This is a genomic window from Geomonas anaerohicana (assembly GCF_016458305.1).
Lineage (GTDB): Bacteria > Desulfobacterota > Desulfuromonadia > Geobacterales > Geobacteraceae > Geomonas > Geomonas anaerohicana.
The window spans coordinates 1-25,139 of record NZ_JAEMHL010000001.1 but is presented as its reverse complement, the minus strand read 5'-3'; the positions used below and the strand labels follow the sequence as shown (position 1 = coordinate 25,139).

The 25,139-nt window shown below is 61.1% G+C and carries 24 protein-coding genes; 12 read left to right on the top strand and 12 right to left on the bottom strand.

Annotated features, from left to right (window positions below; all coding sequences use genetic code 11):
• Positions 1 to 508 precede the first annotated feature (508 nt).
• From dapA to JFN91_RS00100, 5 genes are all read left to right on the top strand, one after another.
• Entirely contained in the window at positions 509 to 1,381 is an 873-nt protein-coding gene (gene dapA, locus JFN91_RS00120; protein WP_199387205.1) for a 4-hydroxy-tetrahydrodipicolinate synthase, read from the top strand.
• 210 nt (positions 1,382 to 1,591) lie between these two features.
• Entirely contained in the window at positions 1,592 to 2,395 is an 804-nt protein-coding gene (gene dapB, locus JFN91_RS00115) for a 4-hydroxy-tetrahydrodipicolinate reductase (protein WP_183344088.1), read from the top strand.
• Between the two features lie 42 nt (positions 2,396 to 2,437).
• A complete protein-coding gene (locus JFN91_RS00110) occupies positions 2,438 to 2,749 on the top strand; it encodes a nucleotidyltransferase domain-containing protein (RefSeq protein ID WP_199387204.1) in 312 nt (103 codons plus the stop codon).
• Positions 2,742 to 3,140, top strand: coding sequence for a HEPN domain-containing protein (locus tag JFN91_RS00105; protein WP_199387203.1), 399 nt, complete (start codon positions 2,742 to 2,744; stop codon positions 3,138 to 3,140). Before JFN91_RS00110 ends, JFN91_RS00105 begins: the two co-directional genes overlap by 8 nt.
• A 17-nt stretch (positions 3,141 to 3,157) precedes the next feature.
• Positions 3,158 to 4,390: an LL-diaminopimelate aminotransferase gene (locus tag JFN91_RS00100; protein WP_199387202.1), complete on the top strand. Its 1,233-nt coding sequence runs from the start codon at positions 3,158 to 3,160 to the stop codon at positions 4,388 to 4,390.
• A gap of 124 nt (positions 4,391 to 4,514) precedes the next feature.
• Here JFN91_RS00100 and JFN91_RS00095 read toward each other — a convergent pair whose 3' ends face one another.
• Positions 4,515 to 5,024, bottom strand: coding sequence for a type 1 glutamine amidotransferase domain-containing protein (locus tag JFN91_RS00095; protein ID WP_199387201.1), 510 nt, complete (start codon positions 5,022 to 5,024; stop codon positions 4,515 to 4,517).
• A gap of 211 nt (positions 5,025 to 5,235) precedes the next feature.
• Positions 5,236 to 6,150, bottom strand: a complete 915-nt coding sequence (locus JFN91_RS00090; protein WP_199387200.1) for a helix-turn-helix domain-containing protein — start codon at positions 6,148 to 6,150, stop codon at positions 5,236 to 5,238.
• 182 nt (positions 6,151 to 6,332) lie between these two features.
• Here JFN91_RS00090 and JFN91_RS00085 point away from each other — a divergent pair, with 182 nt between their 5' ends.
• A complete protein-coding gene (locus JFN91_RS00085) occupies positions 6,333 to 6,605 on the top strand; it encodes a cytochrome c7 (protein WP_199387199.1) in 273 nt (90 codons plus the stop codon).
• A 306-nt stretch (positions 6,606 to 6,911) separates the two neighbouring features.
• On the opposite strand, the gene JFN91_RS00080 is transcribed toward JFN91_RS00085, so the two are convergent.
• Positions 6,912 to 8,009: a phosphotransacetylase family protein gene (locus tag JFN91_RS00080; protein ID WP_199387198.1), complete on the bottom strand. Its 1,098-nt coding sequence runs from the start codon at positions 8,007 to 8,009 to the stop codon at positions 6,912 to 6,914.
• Positions 8,010 to 8,165: 156 nt separating this feature from the next.
• Between JFN91_RS00080 and trhA the strand changes: the two genes are divergently transcribed.
• Entirely contained in the window at positions 8,166 to 8,834 is a 669-nt protein-coding gene (gene trhA / locus JFN91_RS00075; protein ID WP_199387197.1) for a PAQR family membrane homeostasis protein TrhA, read from the top strand.
• Between the two features lie 12 nt (positions 8,835 to 8,846).
• On the opposite strand, the gene JFN91_RS00070 is transcribed toward trhA, so the two are convergent.
• From JFN91_RS00070 to JFN91_RS00055, 4 genes are all read right to left on the bottom strand, one after another.
• Positions 8,847 to 10,241 (bottom strand): radical SAM/SPASM domain-containing protein, encoded by a 1,395-nt coding sequence (locus JFN91_RS00070; RefSeq protein WP_199387196.1) that lies wholly within the window; start codon positions 10,239 to 10,241, stop codon positions 8,847 to 8,849.
• A gap of 25 nt (positions 10,242 to 10,266) precedes the next feature.
• Complete coding sequence (locus JFN91_RS00065) at positions 10,267 to 10,689, bottom strand: hypothetical protein (protein WP_199387195.1); 423 nt, start codon at positions 10,687 to 10,689, stop codon at positions 10,267 to 10,269.
• A 90-nt stretch (positions 10,690 to 10,779) separates the two neighbouring features.
• Positions 10,780 to 11,208: a hypothetical protein gene (locus JFN91_RS00060; RefSeq protein WP_199387194.1), complete on the bottom strand. Its 429-nt coding sequence runs from the start codon at positions 11,206 to 11,208 to the stop codon at positions 10,780 to 10,782.
• Between the two features lie 267 nt (positions 11,209 to 11,475).
• Complete coding sequence (locus JFN91_RS00055) at positions 11,476 to 11,760, bottom strand: cytochrome c7 (RefSeq protein WP_199387193.1); 285 nt, start codon at positions 11,758 to 11,760, stop codon at positions 11,476 to 11,478.
• 146 nt (positions 11,761 to 11,906) lie between these two features.
• On the opposite strand from JFN91_RS00055, the gene JFN91_RS00050 reads away from it, so the two are divergent.
• Positions 11,907 to 14,318, top strand: coding sequence for an ATP-dependent DNA helicase (locus JFN91_RS00050; protein ID WP_199387192.1), 2,412 nt, complete (start codon positions 11,907 to 11,909; stop codon positions 14,316 to 14,318).
• Between the two features lie 228 nt (positions 14,319 to 14,546).
• Here JFN91_RS00050 and JFN91_RS00045 read toward each other — a convergent pair whose 3' ends face one another.
• From JFN91_RS00045 to JFN91_RS00025, 5 genes are all read right to left on the bottom strand, one after another.
• Positions 14,547 to 14,987 carry a rhodanese-like domain-containing protein gene (locus JFN91_RS00045; RefSeq protein ID WP_199387191.1) on the bottom strand — a complete coding sequence of 147 codons (441 nt, stop codon included), beginning with the start codon at positions 14,985 to 14,987 and terminating at the stop codon, positions 14,547 to 14,549.
• 90 nt (positions 14,988 to 15,077) lie between these two features.
• Positions 15,078 to 15,821, bottom strand: coding sequence for an acyl-CoA dehydratase activase (locus tag JFN91_RS00040; protein WP_199387190.1), 744 nt, complete (start codon positions 15,819 to 15,821; stop codon positions 15,078 to 15,080).
• Between the two features lie 3 nt (positions 15,822 to 15,824).
• The gene (locus tag JFN91_RS00035) at positions 15,825 to 17,117 is read right to left on the bottom strand and encodes a double-cubane-cluster-containing anaerobic reductase (RefSeq protein ID WP_199387189.1); all 1,293 of its coding nucleotides are present in this window, start codon (positions 17,115 to 17,117) and stop codon (positions 15,825 to 15,827) included.
• A 275-nt stretch (positions 17,118 to 17,392) separates the two neighbouring features.
• Complete coding sequence (locus JFN91_RS00030) at positions 17,393 to 17,641, bottom strand: hypothetical protein (RefSeq protein WP_199387188.1); 249 nt, start codon at positions 17,639 to 17,641, stop codon at positions 17,393 to 17,395.
• A 217-nt stretch (positions 17,642 to 17,858) separates the two neighbouring features.
• A complete protein-coding gene (locus tag JFN91_RS00025) occupies positions 17,859 to 18,110 on the bottom strand; it encodes a GSU3529 family protein (protein WP_199387187.1) in 252 nt (83 codons plus the stop codon).
• A gap of 318 nt (positions 18,111 to 18,428) precedes the next feature.
• On the opposite strand from JFN91_RS00025, the gene JFN91_RS00020 reads away from it, so the two are divergent.
• The 4 genes from JFN91_RS00020 (at position 18,429) to JFN91_RS00005 (ending at position 24,910) form a co-directional block, all read left to right on the top strand.
• Positions 18,429 to 20,147 (top strand): transporter substrate-binding domain-containing protein, encoded by a 1,719-nt coding sequence (locus JFN91_RS00020; protein ID WP_199387186.1) that lies wholly within the window; start codon positions 18,429 to 18,431, stop codon positions 20,145 to 20,147.
• Positions 20,137 to 21,540 carry a sigma-54-dependent transcriptional regulator gene (locus JFN91_RS00015; RefSeq protein ID WP_199387185.1) on the top strand — a complete coding sequence of 468 codons (1,404 nt, stop codon included), beginning with the start codon at positions 20,137 to 20,139 and terminating at the stop codon, positions 21,538 to 21,540. The genes JFN91_RS00020 and JFN91_RS00015 overlap by 11 nt, the downstream gene beginning before the upstream one ends.
• Positions 21,541 to 21,789: 249 nt before the next feature.
• Positions 21,790 to 23,070 (top strand): porin, encoded by a 1,281-nt coding sequence (locus JFN91_RS00010; RefSeq protein ID WP_199387184.1) that lies wholly within the window; start codon positions 21,790 to 21,792, stop codon positions 23,068 to 23,070.
• A 43-nt stretch (positions 23,071 to 23,113) separates the two neighbouring features.
• Positions 23,114 to 24,910 carry a flavocytochrome c gene (locus tag JFN91_RS00005; RefSeq protein ID WP_199387183.1) on the top strand — a complete coding sequence of 599 codons (1,797 nt, stop codon included), beginning with the start codon at positions 23,114 to 23,116 and terminating at the stop codon, positions 24,908 to 24,910.
• Positions 24,911 to 25,139: the final 229 nt, after the last annotated feature.

Sequence of the window (25,139 nt, the reverse complement as noted above, 5' to 3'; positions counted from 1 at the left end):
GGCCTTGTCGCCATGTCAGACGAGAGAGGGTGACGGATGGCGGGTCGGAGACGGGAATCTTGTTGATCACGACGCCCTCACCCCGACCCTCTCCCAAAGGGAGAGGGAGGATGGACCCAAATGATTGAGGGGAGTCTCCCGCTCCTCCTCGACGTGAGTGCACCTGCTACTACACCCCCTCGCCCTCCGGGAGAGGGGCAGGGGTGAGGGCTGATTTCGCTTTCAATGAACCATCGGGCAAAAGATCCGAAGCTACTTCAAGGATGCAGTGACAAATTCCCATTTCTGAAACCGTGTTAACCACAGCCTATCCCTGTAATTCTCCGGTCCTGACGCGGGGATACTGGTGAGCATTACTTTGACTTTTTGTCTCTTTATATGTTAGAAATAAAAACTTTTTTTGTTTACGGCGACACTAGCGCCAGGTGAAAGTGGCTGGAGCCACCAAGCTGCACTTAATCGACAAACACCACTAGACATTCACATAGCTCTAACGAGGAGGTAGACCATGTTTCACGGAAGTATCGTTGCCATCGTGACCCCGTTCAATAATCACGCGGTGGACGAAGAAAAACTGAGGGAACTCGTCGAGTTCCAGATCGAGAACGGCACCGATGCCATCGTGCCCTGCGGCACCACCGGTGAGTCCTCCACCCTCAGCTACGAGGAGCACGACCGGGTCATCCAGATCGTGGTAGAGCAGGTTAACAAGAGGGTTCCGGTCATCGCCGGCACCGGCTCCAATTCCACCCACGAGGCCATCGAGATCACCAAGCACGCCAAGGAACTGGGCGCCGACGGTGCCCTGCTGGTGACTCCGTACTACAACAAGCCGTCCCAGGAAGGCCTCTACCGTCACTACAAGGCCGTTGCCGACGCGGTGGCACTGCCCCAGATCCTGTATAACGTACCGGGCCGTACCGGCGTGAACCTGCTGCCGGAGACCGTAGCACGTCTCGCCGAGCACCAGAACATCGTTGCCATCAAGGAGGCTACCGGCTCGCTGCAGCAGGCTTCCGAGGTGCTGGCGCTTTGCGGCGACAAACTCGACGTTCTCTCCGGTGACGACTTCATCACCCTGCCCATCATGGCAGCCGGTGGCAAGGGGGTCATCTCCGTGACCGCCAACATCATGCCCAAAGAGGTCGCCTCGCTGGTCGACGCCTTCAACGCCGGCAACATGGAGGAGGCAAGGAGGCTGCACCTGTACCTCCTGAAGATCTCCAACGCCATGTTCATCGAGAGCAACCCGGTGCCGGTCAAGACCGCCGTCTCCCTCATGGGCAAGTGCAGCGACGAAGTCCGCCTGCCGCTGGCCCCGCTCATGGAGGCCAACAAGGCGAAGCTCGTGGCCATCATGAAGGAATACAAGCTGATCTAGCTATCTGATTGGCGATCAGTCAGGTTAAAGGAGCCGCGCCACGCTCCTCCCCCTGGAGGGGGGAGGTTGGGAGGGGGGATTCTTTGCCTGAACGAGCCGCTGCGCCCCCTCCCTGACCCTCCCCCTCCGGGGGCGGGAACCGACGTGACAGGGATAGATGAGAGATCGACGGCGCAGTCGGCTGAAATACATCAACTAACGGAGAAACCAATGGTTAAAATAGCTGTTTGCGGGGCTGCCGGCCGCATGGGCGGCCGCATCATCGCTGCCATCAAGGAGTCCGAAGGCGTGGAACTGTCCGGTGCCCTCGAGCGCCCGGGCCACCCGATGGTCGGGCAGGATGCGGGTTACAACGCGGGTCTGGGCGCCATCGGCGTCCTTATCAGCGATGACCTGAACGCAACCGTCCAGGGCTGCGACGTCCTGATCGACTTCACCGCGCCCAAGGTGTCCCTGAAAAACCTGGAGGTCTGCGCCCTCTACAAGAAGTCCATCGTCATCGGTTCCACCGGTTTCACCCCGGAAGAGCGTGCCCTGGCGGCGGAACTTGCCCGCGAGATTCCGGTCATCATCGCTCCCAACATGTCGGTAGGTGTCAACGTCTGCTTCAAAGTGCTGGCCGACGTGGCCAAGATCCTGGGCGAGGACTTCGACGTCGAAATCGTCGAGGCGCACCACCGCCTGAAGAAGGATTCCCCCTCCGGGACCGCGGTCAGGATGGGCGAAGTGGTTGCCAACGCGCTGGGGCGCGACTACAACAAGGTCGCCAACTACCACCGCGAGGGGATCTGCGGCGAGCGCACCCACGACGAGATCGGCATGCAGACCGTGCGCGGCGGCGACATCGTCGGCGAGCACACCGTCTACTTCATCGGCATGGGCGAGCGCATTGAGCTCACCCACCGTGCCCATACCCGCGACATGTTCTCCCGCGGTTCCGTGCGCGCCGCCAAGTGGGTAGTGACCGCCAAGCCGGGCGTCTGGGACATGCAGGACGTGCTCGGGCTCAGGTAAGGGTAGAGGCTGTCGAGGGGGGCCGCAGCAGAGGGGAATTGAATGCTGACTTCCATAGACATAAACAAACTTTGCGAAACCATTGTGCAAGGTGTTCACCCGCAAAGGATATTCCTGTTCGGCTCATACGCCGAGGGACGGCAAACCGAGGACAGCGACATCGATCTGGTCGTGGTCATGAACTCTGACCTCGAGCCACATAAACGCAATGTCAGCTTGAAAAGACTATTCCCTCGTAGAAAGTTCTCGCTGGACGCTTTTGTTTTTACCCCCGAGGAGTTTGAACGGTATAAAGATGTCCCTGGCACCATAGTGTACACTGCTGCTCACGAAGGCAGGTTGCTTTATGGATGAGGCGCAAAATGAAATAGTGGGGATGTGGTTGCACAAAGCGGATAACGATCTGCAAAACATCCGGAACAACCTCGCAGCAGAAGAAATCCCCACAGACACCATCTGCTTTCACGCACAGCAGGCGATAGAGAAAGTGTTGAAAGCAGTCTTGGTGGCACATGGCCAAAACGTAAGCAAGACTCACGACCTGGTCAGACTACTGACGGAAGTGCTTGAGTTTATCCCTGAACTTTCGCAGTACGAGGATAGCCTGGAGGAGATAACGGAATACGGCGTTGCGGTTCGGTACCCTAATGGGTTCACCGAACCATCTCTGGACGAAGCTGTGAAGGCGTACGAGATCGCGAAAGAAATAAGAAGCCAAATACTGATAAAGATAGATCTGAATTAGCGTAAGAAGGAGAAGCAATGGCAAAGATAAACGATAACTACCTGAAACTGAAAGCAGGTTACCTCTTCCCGGAGATCGGGCGCCGCGTGCGTGCTTTCGCCGCCGCCAACCCGGAGGCGAAGGTGATACGTCTCGGCATCGGCGACGTGACCCGCCCCCTGGCCCCGGCCGTCATCAAGGCGTTCCACGAAGCGGTTGACGACCTGGCTACCGTCGAGCAGTTCGCCGGCTACGGCCCGGAGCAGGGCTACGACTGGCTGATCAACGCCATCATCGAGAAGTCCTACAAGCCGCTCGGCGTCGACCTGAAGACCGAGGAGATGTTCATCTCCGACGGCTCCAAGTGCGACTGCGCCAACATCCTCGATATCTTTGCACTGGACAACGTGGTGGCCATCGGCGACCCGGTTTACCCGGTCTACAACGACACCAACGTGATGATCGGCCGCACCGGTGAGGCGGACGAGAAAGGGTACTACAAGGGGATCGTCTACCTTCCCTGCACCGAGGAAAACGGCTTCATTCCTGCGCTGCCGACCGGCAAAGTGGACATCATCTACCTCTGCTTCCCCAACAACCCGACCGGCACCGTGGCCAGCAAGGCGGAGCTCAAGAAGTGGGTAGACTACGCCCTCGCCAACGACGCCGTGATCTTCTACGATGCCGCGTACGAGGCGTTCATCACCGATCCCAACATCCCGCACTCCATCTACGAGGTGGAAGGGGCCAAGAAGTGCGCCATCGAGTTCCGCTCGTTCTCCAAGACCGCCGGCTTCACGGGCGTGCGCTGCGGCCTCGTGGTCGTGCCGGAAGAGGTGATGGGGACCACCGAGAGCGGCGAGAAGTACTCCTTCAACAAGCTCTGGCTGCGCCGCACCACCACCAAGTTCAACGGCGCCTCTTACCCGGTGCAGAAGGCCGCTGCTGCGGTCTATTCCGAGGAAGGGTGGAAGCAGAACAAGGAAATCATCGACTACTACATGGAGAACGCCCGCATCATCCGTGAAGGGCTCGCTGCAGCCGGGCTGACCGTGTTCGGCGGCGTCAACGCCCCCTACATCTGGCTCAAGACCCCGAATGGGCTCTCCTCCTGGGACTTCTTCGACAAACTCCTCAACGAGTGCAACGTGGTCGGCACCCCGGGCAGCGGCTTCGGCCCCTCCGGCGAAGGGTACTTCCGCCTCTCCGCCTTCGGTAACCGCGACAACGTCATCGAGGCGGTTGAGAGGATCAAGAAGAACCTTAAGTAACAATCTGATGCAGAAAACAAAAAGGGCGGCTCCCGATCAGGAGCCGCCCTTTTTTATTCAGATGTTGGCTAATTCCCCCTCTCCCCCTGGGAGAGGGGGAATTGGGAACCATTCGGACTGGGGGCTAACCTTGGGCCTTGAGCATCCTGGTCAGCTCGCGACAGAAGGCAGGCAGATCGTCGGGTTTCCGGGAGGTGATCAGGTTGCCGTCAACCAGCACCTCGATGTCCTGGTATTGCGCCCCCGCGTCGCGCAGTTCCGGGGCCACCGACTCGTAACAGGTGGCCTTGCGCCCCTTGAGCAGCCCGGCAGAAATGAGGATCTGCGGACCGTGGCAAATGGCAGCCACCGGCTTTTCCGATGACATGAAGGCGCGAGCGATTTCCTGCACGCCAGGGATGTTCCGGATTGCGGCCGGTGCCTTTCCTCCCGGTAGCACAAGTACGGCGTAATCGGCAGGATTGATGTCGGAGAACGGCTTATCGACCGGCACTTCATAGCCGTGCTTGCCATGGATAGTGCCGGAACTTTCAGACGCGACGACGACGGAGAAGCCGACTTCGCGAAGCCGGTAAAGGGGAACCAACAATTCAGTATCCTCGAAGTTATCCGCGCTCAAAATCAGTGCTTTCATGATGCCTCCGCTCTTAAGAGTTAATTAGGCATGTGCCGACGTAGGCAGACATGCCGAAATGGCCGAAGTTCAACGGACACAGTTTATCATGCGCCCGATAGTTGGCATTGGAAAGAGTAAAAAAAAATTAATGATGTGCAAAGGGAGACATTTCTAACAGGGCAGGGGAAACTCGCATGGGGGAGAAGACGTAAGAGCCAGGGGAGGGTGACTACTTCAACACGGTGTAGCCATGCTTGGCGTCCCAGCGGTAGCCCTTGCCGCTCCAGATCGCCTCGATGGTCTTCCAGTCGAGCCCAAGCCCCTTCATCTCCTCGCAGATGTAGTAGGCGGGCATGATCTCGTCGTCATCGATGCGGCCATCACCGTTGCTGTCGGCCCAGTGGTAGGCGCCTATGTGGACGGAGCCGTTGCCGCCGACGGTTTCGGTCCGGTTAGAGGAGTCGGCGCTGTGGACGACGATCTCCCCCTTGAGCGCGGCGTCCTTGCCAGGATTGAAGCTGGCCGGGACCTGCAGGGTGAAGGAGACGGTTACCGGTGTGCCGGCGCTGGGAACCAGCCACTTCAGTTCCGAATCGGCAGAGGACGTGGCGGGGAGCGAGTTGACCGGGCGGGCGCCGGGGGGAAGCTTTTCCCTGAGGATGAAGCCGAAGGGGGCCGAAGGCTGGCGCGCCACCTTAACCTGAACCGGGAAAGGCTCCCCGGGAGCAGCGAAGCGCGGCGCCCAGCGGGTGGCACTGGCAGGGACGGGAGGCTGACGTAACAGGAAGAAAAGAAGCAGGCCGACGATCACTGCGGCAACGACAGCAAGAACCGTAACCACGGCGCGCCGGGCAGGGGGAGGTGCAGGTTGCACCGAAGTCTCATCCGTGTCGGAAAGCTCCTGGCGCAGGATCTCATCCAGCGATACCTCGAGGGCATCGGCCAACTTCTGGGCGTTGTCACGTTTGATGGAGGGGTAGCGGTTGTTCTCCCAGCGAGAAATGGTGTCGGTGGTCACCCCGACGACGTTGGCCACGTAAAGCTGGGTGAGCTTCTTGGCCTCACGGATGTTCCTGATCCGGGTGCCGTCGATGGCGACGCTGGGTAGGGGCACCTTCTCGTTTTTGTCGTTGGTTTCCGCCATTAACAGCACTCTCCCCGGGGTGAAAAGGGGGCCGATCCCGGGGCGGGACGGCCAGACATGGCCTGCACAGGACCCGACATCGGGTCGAATTGCTATAGATGTCGATACCGGGGCGGCTGACCAGATGCTATTTTTACCACAGTTCGGCAGCAAAAAACTCAAAAAGTAAAAAGGAGCAGACCATGAAAAAGGTAATCGTAGCAGCAGCCCTCGTCGTCTTCGGTGCTGGAGCGGCCTTCGCCGCCGATGTCATCACCCTCCCGGCCAAAAACGGCAACATCACCTTCAATCACAAGAAGCACCAGGAGGCGCTGAAGGACTGTAAGGTGTGCCACGAGAAGGGACCGGGCAAGATCGAAGGGTTCGGCAAGGACTGGGCGCACAAGACCTGCAAAGGGTGCCACAGCGACAAGGGTGCCGGTCCGACCAAGTGCTCTGACTGCCACAAGAAGTAATCAGCAGTACCAGCGCAAGCCGTTCCCAAAATGGACGGCGCAAGGCGGCTCTCCCATGGAGGCCGCCTTTTTAGTTAACCCAGGAACACAGAGGACTCTGAGGTTCACGGAGGCCACAGAGGAAAATCTTAAAGAGTTTTTGGGGTTTCCCCGCTCCGGTTTTCTCTCTGTGTCCTCCGTGAACCTCTGTGACCTCTGTGTTAATGCTTTTGCCTTAGGTCTTAAGAAATCCTGAAGGCTTGGGGAAGGTGGCTGAGTTGAAAGGAGCGTTCCGCTAAAGGGACAGGCACCTGACGGAGCCAGTCCCTACTGCGCAAACAACTCGTCAATGGCGTCAAAATCGAGGCGCTCCTCCGCGAGGGAGCGGATCAGGGCGAGCTTTTCCGTATCCTTTGCGGTCAGCTTGGAAACATCCTCGGTGATGAGCTTGTAAAGGTCGGTGGTGGTCTGGTTGGTGCGGAAATAGGGGATGTTGCTGCGGTCGATGATGCGCTGGGTGATGCCGCTGACCGGTGCCTGCCCAGAGATGACCAGACCGGCGATCTGCTGATGGAACTCGGGCATCTGGTACAGGTTGGCCAGGGTCACCAGTAATTCGTCACGGCTGCTGGTCACCAGCAAAAGTGAGGAGTCGCGCAGCATCTCGGTGACCCGCTGCGTGGAGGCCGCCCCTATCTGCACGTGGTGGATGATGCGCTTCACCTCGCGGCGGTTGCCGTGCAAGGGGAGGTCGAGCAGGCGCGCCACCCTTCCTAACGATGGATTGGCCAGCACGGGTTTGTAGTCGAAGCCGCCCAGGACCGAGAAAGGCTGTCCCACGAAGGCGCGGGTCAGGTAGTCCAGCATGATGTCCCGTTTTTCGGTGAAGAGCTTGTTCACCAGGACCCCGCGCACATCGGCCCCCTCCAGCTTGAACAGGGCGGTGTTCATGGCCAGCGTGTCGATGACGTTCCCCACGCCTCCGCCGCTCAGCATCAGGACCGGCGCGCCCAGCATCTTGGCGATGCGCGCGTTGGAGAGATTGAGCACCGATCCGACACCGGGATGCCCGGATCCCTCGATTACGATGTAATCGCAGTGCTTCTCCAGTTCCGCAAAGCTGGTCATGATCCGGTCAGCCAGTTCGGGAAGGTTCAGCTTACCGTCGATGGCCTGCCGGGAGGTCTCCGGGTACACCACGACCGGTGACATGTAGCGCAGATCCTTGGTGAGGCCGAATACCTGGGCCATCAAGGCGGCGTCCTTGTCGACGGGAATGCTGCGCAGTACGGTGGGTTTGGGCCCCAGGGGCTTCATGAAACCAACGCGCCCGTATTTTTTCTGGGCGAGGTGCAGCAGCGAAACGCTGATGGTGGTCTTACCGATGTTCTGACCCGAAGCCGCGACGAAAATCTTCCTGGCCAAGACTGCCTCCGCTATACCTCATTAGCATAGTGTAAACGCGATGCCCATGATGGTATCGAAGGGGCGGCTTGTCAAGCTGAAAGGCGGGATGGGGATTGATTGCGGGAGAGGAAAAGTCGAGGTATCTTAAGTAGGTACTAATATCTGGGGGTGGCCATGGATGACGACGATATCACGAAACTGCTCTTTCATTACACCGAGGCGGAGGAGCTGGCCAATCGCTGGACTCACGGCATCGGGCTCATGCTCAGCGCGGCAGCGTCAGCTGCCCTGATCAGTCTGGCCGTGCGCATTGGCGAAATGGCGCGCATTGTCTCGACCTCCGTGTATGCCGGGGCCATGCTCCTCTTCTACGCCGTTTCCACCATCTACCACAGCGTGAGAAGGCCACGGCTGCGCTACTTGTTCCGAATACTGGACCATGCCTGCGTCTACTTCATGATCGCCGGCACCTACACCCCGTTTGCCATGGTGACCCTGCGTGGGGCGTGGGGATACTGGCTGCTGATCACGGTGTGGGGGCTGGGAACCATCGGCGCCTTCATGAAGCTCTACACCACGCACCGGCTCCCCTACCTCGGGCCGCTACTCTACCTCGGGCTCGGCTGGCTGGTGCTGGTGGTCATCAAACCCCTTGCCGCATCCCTCGCGCTCAACGGGCTCCTGCTGCTCTTTGCCGGCGGCGCGGCCTACACCCTGGGCGTCCTCTTCTACCTCTGGGACCGCCTTCCTTACAACCACGCCATCTGGCACGTTTTCGTGCTGGTCGGCAGCGCCTTCCATTTTCTGGCCATTTTCTGGTACGTGACGCCCGGCGGGCGATAGAGGGATCCGGGGCTACCGATCCAGGTGCCACGGGCACTTGGTGAGTATCCGGGTGAGGGCGTATAAGAAGACCTCCGCGCGTCCCTGCATGTTGCGGCAGTATTCGGGGTGCGGCTGCCGGGCGTGCCCCGTCATGTCATAGTGGGTGGCATAACAGCCACCGGCGCAGTCGTAGCGCAACCAGCAGTCATGGCAGGGAAGCGCGCTGTCCACCTCGAATCCCTGCAGGGCATGGTGCAGGGACAAGGATCCTTTTTCCGTTTGTCCCATGGCAAATTCCTCCCGTTCCACGAAGGCGATGCAGGGAAAGACCTCGCCGTGGCTGTTGATGGCGAGGGTGTTGGTGCCGGCTCCGCAGGGGCGGGTGAAGCGGCTGGCGCGCCTGATCCTGTTGATGCTGTCCAAAAGGTTGGATACGAAGGGAATGTCGCGGGTGCTTTTGTAGCTGGCGATGTAATCGACGTAGTAATCGACGAACTGCTGGAGTTCGGCCAGCTGCCGCTGCGGGGGCACGATCAGCTTTTCATAGATGGGGTTTTGGTGGTATCCGGGCTCGTGGCAGTACTCTAGCTGTATCCGGCCGACGCCCAGGGTAGTGAGGTGGCGGAAGGTCTCCAGGTAGCTGTCGGAAAAGGTGGTCAGGGTGGCGCGGATGCCGAGGAGTTTCTGGTTCGGGAAGTTCCGGATGTTGTCGACGATCTGCTGCCAGGTTTCCTCGCCGTACTTCCCGGGGCGCTGCAGGTCGTGAATGCGCTGGCTTCCGTCGAGGCTGACCCCGACCTGGGTGAAGTAGCGGGCCAGGAACTGCGCGGCATGCCCCTGCAGCAGGGTGCCGTTGGTATCCAAGGTCAGACAGAAGTTTTTGCCAAGGCGTGCCTCGTGTTTGAGGAGCTCCCGGGTGATCTGCTGCAACACCGGAAAATCGAGCAGAGGCTCGCCGCCGTAGAAGTTTATGAAGATCTTTTCCGCGCTGGAATGCTCCACCAGTGAAACGATCAGTTCGGTGGCGCGCCGGGCGGTTTGCCAACCCATGACATGTCCCGGCTTGCCGAACGTGCCGCCACGGTTCCAGCAGTAGCAGCAAGCCATGTTGCAGGTCTGGGCGAGGTAGATGGAAAAGGTCTGGTAGCTGTTTTCACCGGTGAGGGCGTCTTCCTGGTAGGGGGTGGGGAGCGGGACGGCGCGCTCCCGGTTGAAGAGGTCGAGCAGTTCGCGGTAGAGCGTTGCCTCCTCCGGACCGAGCGGCTGCTGCTGCGCCATCGGGGCGGGCAGGTCAGTTCCCGGCTCGGCAGGGATAAACCGCTCCAGCAGCCGGGCCGCCAGCGGGCTGACCTGGTAGAGCTTGGCGGAACGGCTGAAAAACAGGAAGTGCTCCCCTCCCTGCTTGAAGGTATGAAAGTCGCTCATGACCGTTCTCCGGCTGGGGCGCTGGTCACAACCTCTCGCTGTAGACGAGCAAACCGGTCGGCACCATCCTGATTGAATATTTCCGGTCCAGGTCGATGATGAACCAGACTCTCCCGGACTGCTGCACGGTAATCCTGGCGGCCGGGGAGAGGGCCGAGCTGTTGGCGTCGAACTGCTGTCGCACGGCCAACGGGATCTCCCCCTGGTCCAGTTCTCCGGCATGCTCCAGCGGCACTGAAAATACGTACATGTCGTTGGTCGGCAGGGTCATGCACACGTTGTTGTATGCCCTGAAGTTCTCCATCTGTTGCGAGGTGATGCAACTGGCGACGATCTGGTCCGGCGACCAGGATTGTGCGCGTCGGGTTGCGGGGTCACCGTCCCCTTCGGACACCAGTTTCAAGTGCCTGCTGCCACCGTCGCCCCCACCAATGTTTTCCTCGGCCATGGCTCTCTCCTTTCATTGGATAGCATCCGGGCATGCGGCGCTGTTGCCGCCGCTGCCGGTAAACAAACAGGCGGTTCTTCGGGACCGCGTTCAGCGCTGCTCGGCGTAGATTGCGATCCGGCCTCCGAGCAATCTGACAGAGTAGGAGCAGGTTTCATCGCCGACCAGCCACAGCCTGCCGTGGTCCCTGACCGAGACGGTGGCTGCCGCCCCCAAAGGGAGCTGCAACAGCTGCAGGCGTTGCAGCAGCAACGAGGGGAGGATCTCGCGATCGAGCTCCTCGACATACTCCGCGGGAAGGGTGCAGACCGGGCTTTCCGGCAGCACCTGGCCCGGAGCGACCGTGGACGGGTACACCGTATGCTGTGCTTCCGTGGTGCAGCACTGGGTGGCCTGGATGGAGTCGATGCAGACCAGCTCCGGGCTCCTTGGGTGGGAGGTCCCCCCTTCGGAGATGAGCCTGATATGGGAGGTGCTGACGGATTCATGGTGATGCAGGTCGTGGAAAGGGTCCCTCATGAGTGAATCTCCTCAGCCTCAACCTTTAATGTGAGGGCTTAGCTCCTCGGTGCGTGCCGTGCCGTTACGACAGAAGCCATGTCAGTGCAAGGAGTTGTCCGCCGTCGTATGATGAGCGGGGCAGGGCGCGCGACTTCATTATCTCCAAAAATTAAAGTATGTCAATGTTGTGAGCGGGGTTCTAATTGATTTCGTGGGGGGGAGGCGGGCACGAAAAAGGCGGAGGCCGTGGCCCCCGCCGGGGTGCTGATCGGGCGGGAAAGAGTGCTACTTCTTATGACATTCGTTGCACTTGGTGGGGCCTTTGCCCTTGTCGCTGTGGCACCCCTTGCAGGTCTTGTGCGCCCAGTCTTTGCCGAGGTCGGCGATCTTGCCTCCCTTGTCGGTTTCGTGGCAGTTGGTGCACTTCATCTCCGCCATGTCCTTGTGTTTCTTGTGCGGGAAGGTCACGTTGCCGTTCTTGGCCTGGAGCACCACCACGGTTTCGTCAGCGGCATAGGCCAGTCCGGCACAGAAAACGGTCAGGACGGCGGCTGCAATGGCTCTTCTCATGTTTTCGTCTCCTTTGGGCTTGTAATTAGAGAATACGCTGAAGAGGATACCCGCTCCGCCAGGTATTGCAACGTCCTGCGGATTCTTAACTTGACAAAAGACGGGGTGTCATTAGAAAGTGGCGGAGAATCAAGGGGCTGCAGCGCATGAAACCAGCAAAAGACATCATCAACATCCCCGTAGGGTACTTCGCTCTCCCCGTGCCGCGCACTGGCAGCATCGAGCCCCGTTCGGGTTACGACCGCTCCACCAGCGACGGCCAGGAGATCCACCAGCGGGTGCAGCGGAAACGGGCGCAGGACGACCCGACCTACCGGGCCGAGGTGCCGGTGGGGCGGCTTATCGAGCGCGGCGGCTTCCGCTTCCAGATCAACGGCCGCATGGACGGCGTGTCCGGCTGCGATGTCACCTGCATCGAGGAGATAAAGAGCTGCTTCAACCTCTGGGACCTGAAGCGGCGCCTTAGCGCTGGGTCGCTCGAGGAGCCCTACTGCCTGCAGCTTTGCACCTACGGCTACTTCCACTGGCTGGAGCACGGCGTGGTTCCCAGGCTCACCTTCCACCTGGTCTCGTCACGTAACGGGCAGTCGGCGGACCTGGAGATCCGGCTCGACCTGGAGCAGTACCAGCAGTGGCTGGAGGCCCGACTCGATGAACTGGTCCGGGAGGCGGTCCTGGCAGCCAAGAGGGCACAGCGCAGGCGCAAGGTGGCGGCAACCTTCCCCTTTCCCTTTGACCAGCCGCGTACCGGTCAGGTGGAACTGATGCAGGAGGTCGAGCTGGGGATGGCGTTGGGGCGGCGCATGCTGATCCAGGCGCCGACGGGGCTCGGCAAGACGGTGGGTGTCCTGCACCCGGTGCTCAGGGAGGCGCTCGGGCGGGGGCAGGCCGTCTGCTACGTGACGCCAAAGAACAGCCAGCACGAGGTCGCCGAGGACGCGGTGCACAGGTTCCGCGAGGCGGGTTCGAAGCTGCGCTCCCTGACCATCACCGCCAAAGGCAAGATCTGCTTCAAGGAGGAGCCGATCTGCACCCCGGAATACTGCGAGTATGCCCGCGACTATTACGCCAAGGTGGCGCGCCACGGGCTGGTGGAATTGCTGGAGAAGAAAAGGAGCCTGAAAAGCCGCACTTTTCGGCAGTTCGGCGAGGAGTACCAGGTCTGCCCCTTCGAGCTGCAGATAGACTGCGCCAAGCTGGCCGACGTGGTCATCTGCGATTACAACTACGTCTTCGCGCCTCGCTCCGCGCTGGGGCGTGCCGCAGGGTTGCCGGTGGACCAGGTGGGCAAGCCCAACCTGGTCATCGACGAGGCGCACAACCTCCCTTCCCGGGCCATGGAGTACTACTCTCCAAGGCTCTCCAGTACCGTGCTGGAGGGGATGCGCGAGGATCTGGCCGGTGTGCCGCTCTCGTTTCGGCGCGAGGCGGCGGCCCTGTTGGATGAGTGCGTGGCGGCGGTCCTCTCCTGCCGCCGGGGTGAGGGTGGCAAAGCGGCGCGCATCGAGCCGCCGCTGGCACCGTTTCTGGACCTGGACGGCCGGTTGCGTGCCCTATTGTCGCGCTACCTGGAGGCGGACGTGGAGATCCGGCAGGAGGACCCCGTCCTGCGCCTGTGCTACTACTGGTCGGAGTTCACCGAGACGCTGGAATTCGCGGTGCGCTCGGAGCGCCAGGAATTCTTCACCTCGTACCAGCCGCACGGTGGCGGTGGCAGCGTCAAGGTCACCTGTTGCGACGCCTCGGAACTGATCCGGGAGCGCTACGCCGAGTACCAGCAGGTGGTCGGTTTCTCGGCCACGCTGAAGCCGATGGAGTACTACGCCAAGCTCTCCGGCCTCGACCCGGACCAGGTGCGCTGGTCTGAGTTCCAAAGCCCGTTCCCCCCGGAGCGGCGCAAGCTTTTGATCATCCCGCAGGTTTCCACCCGCTTTTCACAGCGCGAGCGCAACTACGGGCGCATCGCGGACGCCCTGGCCCGCATCGTGGCGCTCAGGCGCGGCAACTACCTGGCCTTCTTTCCCAGTTTCACGTTCCTGGAGCGGGTCGGCGAGCTGTTCCGGGCTCCGGAAGGGTTCGAGGTGCTCCGGCAGGAGCGCAACATGAAGGGGGCGCGGACGGCCGAGTTCCTGGAACAGCTCCGGTCGGGGCAGGTGCCCACGGTGGTACTCGCGGTGCAGGGGGGATCCCTTTCCGAAGGGGTGGATTACGCGGGAGACATGGTGATCGGCGCCTTCGTGGTCGGGCCGCCGCTTCCCAACTACGACCTGGAGCGCGAGGAGATGCGGGCCTACTACCAGCGCCATTACGGCAAGGGGTTCGAGTACGCCTACACCATTCCCGCCATGTCCAAGGCGATCCAGTCGGCGGGGCGGGTGATCCGCTCGGAGACGGACCGGGGCGTGATCGTGCTCATGGATGACCGCTTTCTCGAGGAGGGGTACAGCAGTGCCATGCCGGCGGACTGGTTCGAGACGCGGGCGGATGAACTGGTGTCGGGGGCGATATTGAAGGATATTGGGGAGTTCTGGGCGCAGCCGCAGGATGCTGAACAATAAATAAGCCGCTTCTTTCGAAAAAGAAGCGGCTTTTCTGTGTAAGGTAAATCCCCCCTGTCCCCCCTTCGTCAAAGGGGGGGACGCAGGTTCACGTGCAGCACGTCGTGGGTGACATGGTCAAGGTTCCGGAAACTCTCCGGAGAACCTTTGCAAAGGGCGCGGTAGCAGAAGGGAGTGCAGATAGAAGGGGACAGGCACCTGGCGGAGCCAGTCCCCTCACCTTACTTTTTATTTCCCTTGCGCCACCAGTTCGCGGTACGGCCAGCCTTGCATACCGTCCTCGAGGATCAAGAGGCGGGCCTCGGCGATCCCCTTGCCCTTCAGGTAGTCGTAGGTGTTCTTGGCACCGCCGCCGCCGCGCGGGCAGACGATGACGATCTCCTCACGGGAAGCGGTCAGCTGCGGCAGTATCCGGTCCAACTTCTGCTTGTCCTCGGCGGACTTGACCGGGAAGGCGTTGGTCTGCACCGCTCCCTTGAAGTGATGCTGCTGGAATTCAGCGGGGACCTGGATGTCGACGATCTGCACCTTTTTGCCGGTCTCCAGCCACTTCTTGAAATCGGCAGGTGCCACGTAGCGGTAGTTGCCACCGAAAAGGTTCCCGGCGAAGGCCGCCGTTGCGATCAGGGTCACTGCAACTGCCAAGGTAAGTGCCACGATTCTTCTCATCTTTCTCTTCTCCTGTTTTGTTGGTTGCTAAGCGGGACAGGCACCTGCGGAGCCAGTCCCAGATGTTGCTACTTCTCGTCCCGTAAATGCTCAGGAGCACCCTGCGTGCAAGGCGGCACCGAGCGCCCCTACGATGGAAGGGTCCTCCGGGACCAGTATCGGCACGCCCAGCGCCTTCTCCAGCATTGCCACCAGGGTCTTGTTGTTGGCCACGCCGCCGGTGAATACCAAGTGATGGCTTTCGCAGGTCTTTTGCACCATGGCCGCCAACCGCGAAGCGACGGCAAGGTGCACGGAGCGGGCGATTTCGCCGGGGGGAACGCCCCTGTTCTTCAACGAGACTACCTCTGATTCGGCGAAGACTGCGCACATGCTGTTGATGGCCGTGCTGGCCTGGGCCTCGGCTGCGGCCAACCCGAACTGCTTGAGGTCATAACCAAGGGACAGCGCCATCATCTCGAGGAAGCGCCCGGTGCCGGCGGCGCACTTGTCGTTCATCTGGAAGCTGACGATGCGGCCGTTCTCGCTCAACTGGATCACCTTGCTGTCCTGGCCGCCGACGTCGAGGACGGTCCGACAGTGGGGGAACAGGTGCCGTGCCCCCAGGGCGTGCGCCTTGATCTCGGTGATGATGTCGAGGTCGGCGTGCTGCTGCATCAAGTGGCGGCCATAGCCGGTGGCCACCACCCGAGCCCGCGGATGGTCGCCCAGCAGTTGCAGGGCCTGGCGGTGCGGCTCAAAGCCGCTCTCCACGACGCGGCGCTGCAGCACCGCCCCCCCTTTGAGAGCCACCGTCTTGATGGTGCGCGAGCCAAGATCGATACCAACCTGCATGAGCTACCCCCTGATCTGCTCCAGGAACGCCTCGACACGGGTCTGCAACTGCCCGACGTCGTCCGGTGCATAGTCGGTTTCAATGGACATGAAGGGGATGCCGCGCGCCTCGCAGGCTTCCCTCAGCTTCACCGCCTCGATGTTGTAGGTATGGCAGAACTGGAGGCAGTAATCGATGATCCCCTCGGCGCCGGAGGCCTCGTACTCCTTGAGCACCTGCGCGATGCGGTCGTCGTTGGGGGTGAAGCAGGAACAATCGATCTTCATGTAACGCTCGGTGAGGCGCTCCAACTGCTGCTCGAGGTCGGCGGAGCTCTCGTCGATCAGGTCCTTGTAGTAGCGCGTGCCGATGCAGCTCTCCTCGTTGACCACGATGGCGCCGGCGGACTCGATGATGAAGTGCAGTTTCCAGTTGGGGAGCGCCATCGGGGTCCCCGACACCATGACACGCGGGGTCGAGGTCGGCGCCACCGAGACTCCGTTGCCGATGCGCTGTTCCAACTCGTCGCATAGTTCGTGCACCTTCTGTGCGAAGCGCACAGGCTCGTCGTAGAACGCGATCTGTTCGATGAGCAGCATGTCCCTACCGCTGATGGGGGACGGGTTGTGGTGACGCAGGGCGTTCAGGCGCTGCAGGGCGAAACGCTTGGCGTTGATGGTCTTGATCCCGTCGGCCACCGCGTCGAAATCGGCCACGGTGTCGGTGATGCGTTCAACGGCGGCCTTGAAATCCTTCACCTCGTCCAGCCAGAGCCACTTGTCACGCTCTCGCTTCATCTGCGGGATCTCCATGACGTGGGTCGGGACGTAGCGGTCCAGGAGCTCCCAGGTCTTTTTCTTGGCGTCACAGGTGGTTTCGCCGTAGACCAGGTCGACCACCTGGAAGTAGGGGCAGATTTTCCCGACCTTGAATCCGAAGGCGGACTTGACCATGGGGCAGATGTTGCGCGGCAGAATTTTCTCGGCGTCGGCGATGGAGCCCTGGGCGCCGCCGCAAAGCCCGATGCAGATGCCGCCAGCGGCGACCACCAGCTCCTCGGGGACGTAGACGCAGAAAGTGCCGATCACCGGCTTGCCTCCCTTTTTGGCGTCGTAGATCTCCCTGATGCGCCCGGTGTGGATGTTGGCGACCATGTCGTCGAAATACGACATCTTTTCAGGTCGGTTGTGCTGCGACAGGAAGATGTTCTTATAGGCGTTGGTCAGCATGGGAGGCATGCCCGAGAAACGGGCGACGTCCATGCCGAGTTCTTCCCAAAGTTCCGGGTCCGAATGCACCTGAAAAGCGTCGTTCATAACAGGTCCCTCCACCGAAGATAAAATTATGAGGATTTTTATATGTAAGGGGGGGATAAGTCAAACCGATTGTTTCGATAAAACTGTGCAGCGTGATCGGTAATTACGATAGGTGGTGACGAGCAGCGGGCGGTCACAACTTGTGGCACCTTCCCCCACCTCCTAACCCCCTCCCGCAGGGGGAGGGGGGACCAAGGCAGCGGCCGCCTGGAATTCTAGATGAACAAAAAAGCCCCCGCGGGGGCGGGGGCTTATGGGGTACTTGGCCGGTTCGACTACGGCTCTTTCGGTTCGGATTCCTCTTTGCTCAACATGCAGCGCTTGACCTTGCTGATGGCCTCATGGTCACTGGGGTTGAGGGCGAAGGGGACATATTCGCCACCCCCCTTTTTGAAGATCTGATACCTGTTGCAGCTTTCATAGTCGCCAAAGCACAGTTTGCTTTGAATGTACTCGGCAGCTTTGGGCAATTCCTTCATGTTGTCTTTGAAAAATTGGCAGCACTCGACGAGTTCACACGCCATGTCGCACCTCGAAATAAATCGTTATCCACGGTAGCCGGACCGGACTGTCCGCAACAGCCGCGCTACTACAAATCCCCCTGGCCTTCGCAAAGGCTGATCTCCCCCCTCCCTTGACGGGAGGGGGGACCAAAATCAGTTGGCCGGGATTCCGGAGGACCTTGGTAAAGGGGGAACCTAAAGCCGGGGGACCGGCGTCAAACTGCTACCGGCCGCATGGTCACCCGCGGCCGCGCAGACGGTTCACAGTACCTTCTATCGTGGCGGCGCTCACGGAGTCGCCGAAACAGCCCGCGCCGGCGTAACTGTCAAAGTCCTCGACCTGTTGCAGGAGCAGCTCGAGCAGATCGGCCTTCCCTTCCGCGAGAACGGGGACCGCGCACAGGGCCAGAATGTCCTCGACCAGCGAGGCAGGAAGACCGGCTTCATGTTGGCTTGTTGCCGCGGCAGCAAGCTTGTCCAGCAACTCCATGGAACCCTCCATTGTGACCAGGCGCACAGGCACAACTAACATTCAAAAAGACATATGTCAATATGTTTCAAGGAGAAGATGGCATTTTGTCGCATAACTTGTGTGGGATTGCGTGGGACCGTCCGCGCCCTCACCCCTGCCCTCTCCCGGTGGGAGAGGGGGATGGGCATCTTGGCGGAAGATCATCGCTGGTCAGGAAAGATATTTTGCTTTGACGTGAAGTTACCGCCGGTGTTATAAGTTCCGCGAACTCCCCTCATTCTCTTGTGCTCCTTCCTTTGGCAATATCTGAACCCGTTGCGCCAGGAGCCTCTCGCCATGTTGACTAGAATCCTATTGCTGCTTTTCGTTCTGGCCCTGACCGTCTCCGGGGGGCATGCCGAGCCACCACCGGGCCGCGACCTGAGAGTCATCGTCGTGGGCGGCAACAGCAACTATCCCCCTTACCAGTTCCTCGACAAGAACGGGCAGCCCGCCGGCTACATCGTCGACCTCACCAGGGCCATCGCCCGCGTCATGGGGCTGCAGGTTGAGATCCGGCTGGACGACTTCGGCAAGATCCTCAAAGGACTGGATAACGGCGACATCGACATCCTCGAGGGGCTCTCCTACTCGGAAACGAGGGCAAAGGAATACGATTTCTCGACGCCGCATTCCATCATCGTGCAGGCCATCTTCGCACGTAAGGGAACCCCGGCGGTGAAAAGCCTGGAAGAGCTCAAGGGGAAAAAGGTGCTGGTGCACCGTGGCGGCGGCATGCACAGCTACCTGCAGGAACGGCACTACGACCCGGACCTGGTGCTGACCGACAGCCCCCGGGAGACTTTGCAGCAGTTGGCGGCCGGGCAGTGCGACTACGCCGTGGTGGCCCTGCTGCCGGCCATGTACATCATCCGGGAGGAGAAGCTCACCAACCTGGTGCCGGTGGCGACCAACGTGGCGCCGCAGCGTTACTACTGCTATGCGGTGAAAAAGGGGAACGCGGAGCTGGTGGCCCAGATGAACGAAGGGCTCTCCATACTCAAGAAGACCGGGGAATTCAACCAGATCTACGACAAGTGGATCGGCGTGCTGGAACCGCAGCGCACGTCGTGGGTAACGGTGGCGAAGTACGCGGCACTGGTGGTGATCCCGCTCTCCCTGATCCTGGCGGCGACGGTGTTCTGGTCGTACTCGCTGCGCCGTCAGGTGGCACAGCGCACGGAGTCGCTCTCCAACGCCCTGGCCGAGTTGCAGAGAAACCAGCAGCAACTGGTGCAGGCGGACAAGATGGCAGCCTTGGGCATCCTGGTATCCGGGGTGGCCCACGAGATCAACAACCCTACCGGTATCATCCTCATGAACATGCCGACCCTGAAGAAGATATTTCGCGACGCCGAGCGGATCCTGGACCGGTATCAGGAGGAAGAGGGGGAGTTCGCGCTGGGCGGGATCCGATACCAGAGGGTGCGGCAGGAGGTGCCGCTGATCCTGGATGAGATTCAGGACGGCGCCCAGCGCATCAAGAAGACGGTCGAGGACCTCAAGAACTTCGCCCGCAAGGACGATGAGGCACGCAAGGACCTGCTCGACTTCAACGGCGTGGTGCAGACGGCGGTGCGCCTGGTGGACGTGGCGACGCGGAAATTGACCAACAATTTCAGCGCCTCTTACGGCGAGGGGCTGCCCCGGGTTTTGGGCAACGAGCAACGGCTGGAGCAGGTGGTGGTGAACCTGGTCATGAACGCGGGACAGGCGCTGCCGGATCCCAGCCGCGCCATAAGCCTGCAGACGAGCTACGATGCCGGCAGCAGCCGGGTCATTTTGACCGTGCACGACGAGGGAAGCGGGATCTCGCCTGAGCACCTGAAGCACCTCACCGACCCATTCTTCACCACCAAGCGCGAGAGCGGCGGGACCGGACTGGGACTCTCCATCTCGGCCAACATCATCAAGGACCACGGCGGCGAAATCAGATTTGATTCCAGTCTCGGCAAGGGGACGACGGTCACCCTCGCCCTGCCGGCTGCCGTGGAGGGGAGCGAACATGGACAGTGAGCTGTACCCAAGCTTCAAGGTGCTGCTTGTCGACGACGAACCGGCGTGGCTGCGCTCGCTGTCGCTGGCGCTGGAGAGCAGTTCCGGCATCACCAACGTGGAACTCTGCAGCGACAGCCGCAAGGTCCTGGATATCCTCGCCGCGGGCGAGATCGGCCTGGTGCTGCTCGATCTGACCATGCCGCACGTCTCGGGAGAGGAACTCCTGGTCCAGATCGCGGAACGTTTTCCCGGCGTGGCGGTGATCGTCGTGAGCGGCCTGAACCAGGTGGGCAAGGTGGTCAACTGCATGAAGCTCGGTGCCTACGACTACTACGTCAAAACCGATGACGAGGAGCGCATCGTCTGCGGCGTCCTGCGTGCCATCAAGCACCTGGAACTGCAACGCGACAACAAGGAGATGTCCCGTCGCTTCGTTTCCTGCGAATTGCAACACCCGGAGGCGTTCTCCGCCATCTGCACGGCGGACCGGGCCATGCAGGCGCTCTTCGCCTACATCGAGGCGGTGGCCGTCAGCCCGCTGCCGCTGTTGATCACCGGCGAGAGCGGGTCCGGCAAGGAACTCCTGGCCCAGGCCACGCACCGGTTGAGCCGCTGCCGGGGCGAACTGGTGGCGGTGAACGTCGCCGGGCTCGATGACACCGTCTTCTCCGACACCCTTTTCGGCCACCTGCGCGGCGCCTTCACCGGGGCCGAAGGGGTGCGCCGCGGCATGATCGAGGCGGCGGCCAACGGCACGCTGTTTCTGGACGAGATCGGGGACTTGAGCATCGCCTCCCAGGTGAAACTATTGCGTCTGCTCCAGGAAGGGGAGTATTTCCCGCTGGGTAGCGACCAGCCCAAGAGGCTGAAGGCGCGCGTCGTGGTGGCGACCCACCAGAACCTGGAGGCAAAAGTGGCCGAGGGGAGTTTCAGGCGCGACCTGTTCTACCGGCTGCGCACCCACCACGTGGAGGTGCCGCCGCTGCGGAGCCGCAAGGGGGACCTGCCGTACCTGCTTGACCTGTTCCTGGAGGAGGCTGCCGCCACGCTGGGGAAAAAGAAGCCGACGCCGCCCCCCGGGCTGGTGCAGCTCCTGTCCACCTACAGCTTCCCGGGCAACGTCCGCGAGTTGAAGGCCATGGTCTTCGACGCGGTGAGCACCCACAAGGAGCGCATGCTGTCCATGGATTCCTTCGCCAAGGCGATCAGCGCCGGCGGAGGAGTTACGGAGCGGGCGCCGGACCAGAACCCCTTTGCAGGCTTCGAGCCCCTGCCCACCTTCGCTAACGCCGCCAATTATCTCCTCGATGAGGCGATGAACCGCGCCGGCGGCAACCAGACCCTGGCGGCACGGCTGCTCGGGATATCCCAACCCTCCCTCTGGAAACGCCTGAAACTGGCCCGCGGCTGAACCCCTATTGCCGGAGTCTATAGCTATAGACTTCGGCAATAGCGTTGTAACTCCGCGTAATCACGCGCATCCTCCTCCTGCTCCCGGAAGTCCCATAGCCTGAGTCTATAGCCGTTGCCCCCCTCCCCATTTTAAATACATCCGCAATACCGGCTACTTATCCTTAATTTCGCCGTTGGTATCGATCCTGCTCTAATGAGTTCAAAAGCAATCACGGGGCCCTCGCCCCAACAACCGAAGGAGAGGATCATGAATCAGAAAGCGGCAATGGCGATGGCAGGTTTTCTGGCGGCACTGGCTGTAGGGCACGATGCCCAGGCGAAGAGCCTGGAGGATATCCTGAAGGAGAAAGGTGTCATCACCGAGGCGGAGTACAAGGAAGCCGCCAAGGCCAAACCTTACGATTACAAGCTGGGTAAGGGGTTCGTCCTCACCTCGCCGGACCAGAAGTTCCAGCTGCAGCTGGGCGGGCAGATCCAGGCCCAGTACGAGCTGGACAACTACGATGTGGCTAACAAGCAGGACGTGAGCCAGTTCAACCTGCGTCGCGTCAAGACCCTGCTGAGCGGCTACGCCTTCACCAAGGACCTCACCTACAAGGCGACCTACAACTGGTCCAACGTGGTCAAGGAGAACTCCAAGGCGATGGAAGAGGTGAACATGAAGTACCGCGTCGCCGACGAACTGCAGGTCATGCTCGGGCAGGAGAAGATCCAGTACTCCAGGCAGTGGATCACCTCCAACACCGCTCAGCAGTTCGTGGACGGCTCCTTCGTCAGGAATGCCTTCATGCAGGGGTACGATACCGGCATCAACCTGCACGGCGACCTCTGGACCGGGATCGTCAAATACGATGCCGGCGTCTTCGGCGGCGCCGGGCAGAACACCAAGAACAAAACCAGCGACAACGCTTACAACTTCAGGCTGACCTACAACCCGCTCGGCGACATGAAATACGGCGAGGGGGACCTGGAATACTCCCAGAAGCCCCTGGTCTCCCTCGGGAGCAGTTACTACCTGAACACCGTGAAAAAGACGGTCGCTGGGACCGGCGCCACGGCGACTTCCGCCATCGACAACAACAACTCCAACTTCGTAACCGACGCCAACGGCTGGCTGGGCACGGCGGTGAAGGGGAAATACTTCGGCACCAAGGCTGCCGAGGATATCAGCGTCGACTCCTGGGAAGCGGACTTCGCCTGCAAGTGGCTGGGCGCGTCGATGCAGGGCGAGTACTTCTGGGGCAAGGCTGTGGGTGAAACCTCCGGCAAGGAGCTGATCGCCAGGGGCGGCTACGTCCAAGCCGGCTACTTCGTGATACCGCAGCGCCTGGAACTGGCCCTCCGCTACGCCTGGATGGATCCCAACCGCCAGGTATCCAGCGACTCCATCTCGGAAATCCAGGGCGCGGTCAACTACTTCCTCTACGGCAACAACCTGAAGATCCAAGGCGACGTCGGCAACCGCCACATCTACAAGGGGCAGGTTGACGACCTCGTGGCGCGCGCCCAGGTGCAGCTGCTCTTCTAAGGGCTCGGTCAGGACAGCTACGACGTAATCACAGGAGAGAAAAATGACACGGAAAACAATCGTACCGGCACTGCTGCTCTCGGCAGCCCTGCTCATCGCGGCATCCGCGGCCTGGGGGGAGGACTCATCCAAGAGCTCCTTCCTCTCCGGGGTGCACAAGAAAAACCAGGTTACCTGTGCCGACTGCCACGGCAAATCGCTTACCGTCGATGACAGCGAGACTGCGCTGAACAAGAACTGCAAGGGATGTCACGGCGGCTTCGCCGACCTCGCGGCGAAGACCAAGGAGCATATCAACCCGCACAACTCGCACCTGGGCGACACCAACTGTACCGCCTGCCACAAAGGGCACGTCGCCTCGAAGGCGTACTGCAACTACTGTCACAGCTTCGCGATGAAGATCCCCGCCATGGGGACCGAGAAGGAATCGACCGACAAGAAGTGGGTGCAGGAATCGGCGCCCGGGAAGAAGGATCTGAAATCGAACCGGGTCGAGTCCACCGACGTGGTCGTCATCGGCGCCGGCGGCTCGGGCTACGTAGCCTCCATCACCGCCCACGACGCCGGGGCGAAGGTGATCCTCCTGGAGAAGATGCCCATCACCGGCGGCAACAGCATGCTGGCGGCCGGTGGCATCAACGCCGCCAGGACCCGTTACCAGGAGCGGCTCGGGATGCACGACGACCCGGCCGAGATGGTGAAGGAAACCATGAAGGGGGGGCGTGACAAGAACGATCCCGAGCTGGTCAAGGTCCTCGCCTACAAATCAGCCGATGCGGTGGACTTCCTGGTCTCCCTTGGTGCCGACATGACCGACCTGGTGCGTTCGGGGGGCGTCGCCGTGGACCGTACCCACCGTCCGGTGGGCGGGGCCGCGGTTGGACCGCACCTGATCAAGGTGTACCGGGAGAATGCGGCCAAGCGCAACATCGACGTCCGGGTGAACTCGGAGGTGGTGCAGATCCTCTCCGACGGCAAGGGGCGCGTCACCGGCGTCCAGGTGAAGGGCAAGCACAGCGGCGTGTATACCATCAACGCCAAGGCCGTGATTGACACCGCGGGCGGCTTCGCCGCCAACAACGAACTGGTCGGCTCCTATAAGCCGCAGTTCAGGGAAACCGCCTCTTCCAACCAGCCCGGCGCGACCGGCGAAGGGATGTTCCTCGCGGAAAAAGCAGGCGCCAAGCTCATCGACATGGAACAGATCCAGATCCACCCGACCATGGGGGGCGACACCAAGGTGCTCGTGTCGGAAACGGTGCGCGGCAGCGGCGCCATCCTGGTCAATCATGCCGGCAAGCGCTTCGTCAACGAGCTGACCACCCGCGACAAGGCCTCCGCCGCCATCCTGGCGCAGCCTGAGAAGTCGGCCTTCCTGGTGCTGGGTGAGAGCACCCGCAAAAGCAACGTCCAGATCGACGGCTATATCGCGCTCGGCCTGGTGCAGCAGGCGGACAGCGTCGCCGCCCTCGCGGCCAAGATGGGCGTGCCGGCCGATGCGCTTACCGCCACGGTTGCTGCCTACAACAAGGCCTTCGAGGCCAAAAAGGATCCGGAATTCCAGCGTCAGGATATCCCGCGTCCGGTGGACGGGCCGAAGTACTACGCCATCTGGGTCAAACCGGGGCGCCACCACACCATGGGCGGCGTGAAGATCAACACCGAGGCGCAGGTCATCGCCAAGGACGGCAACCCGATCACCGGCTTCTACGCGGCGGGCGAGGTGACCGGCGGCGTGCACGGCTGGAACCGCCTGGGTGGCAACGCCATCACCGACACCGTGGTCTTCGGCAGGATCGCCGGCAGCAACGCGGCGAGTTTCATCAAGAAAGAGAAGTAGGAAATATCCGTAACGAAAGAAGCGCCCTGCGTTGCCAAGCGCAGGGCGCTGCATTAGGCAATGATCCCGCTGCGTTGGCACCTTCCTCACCCACCCTTCGGGCACCCTCTCCCGGAGGGAGAGGGATTAGCGGAACACCGTCCCTTCTGAGAAAGTTGCCGAAGCGTTCCCGCCCCCGGAGGGGGAGGGACAGGGAGGGGGAGCGTAGCGGCTCGATCCGGCTTCCCCC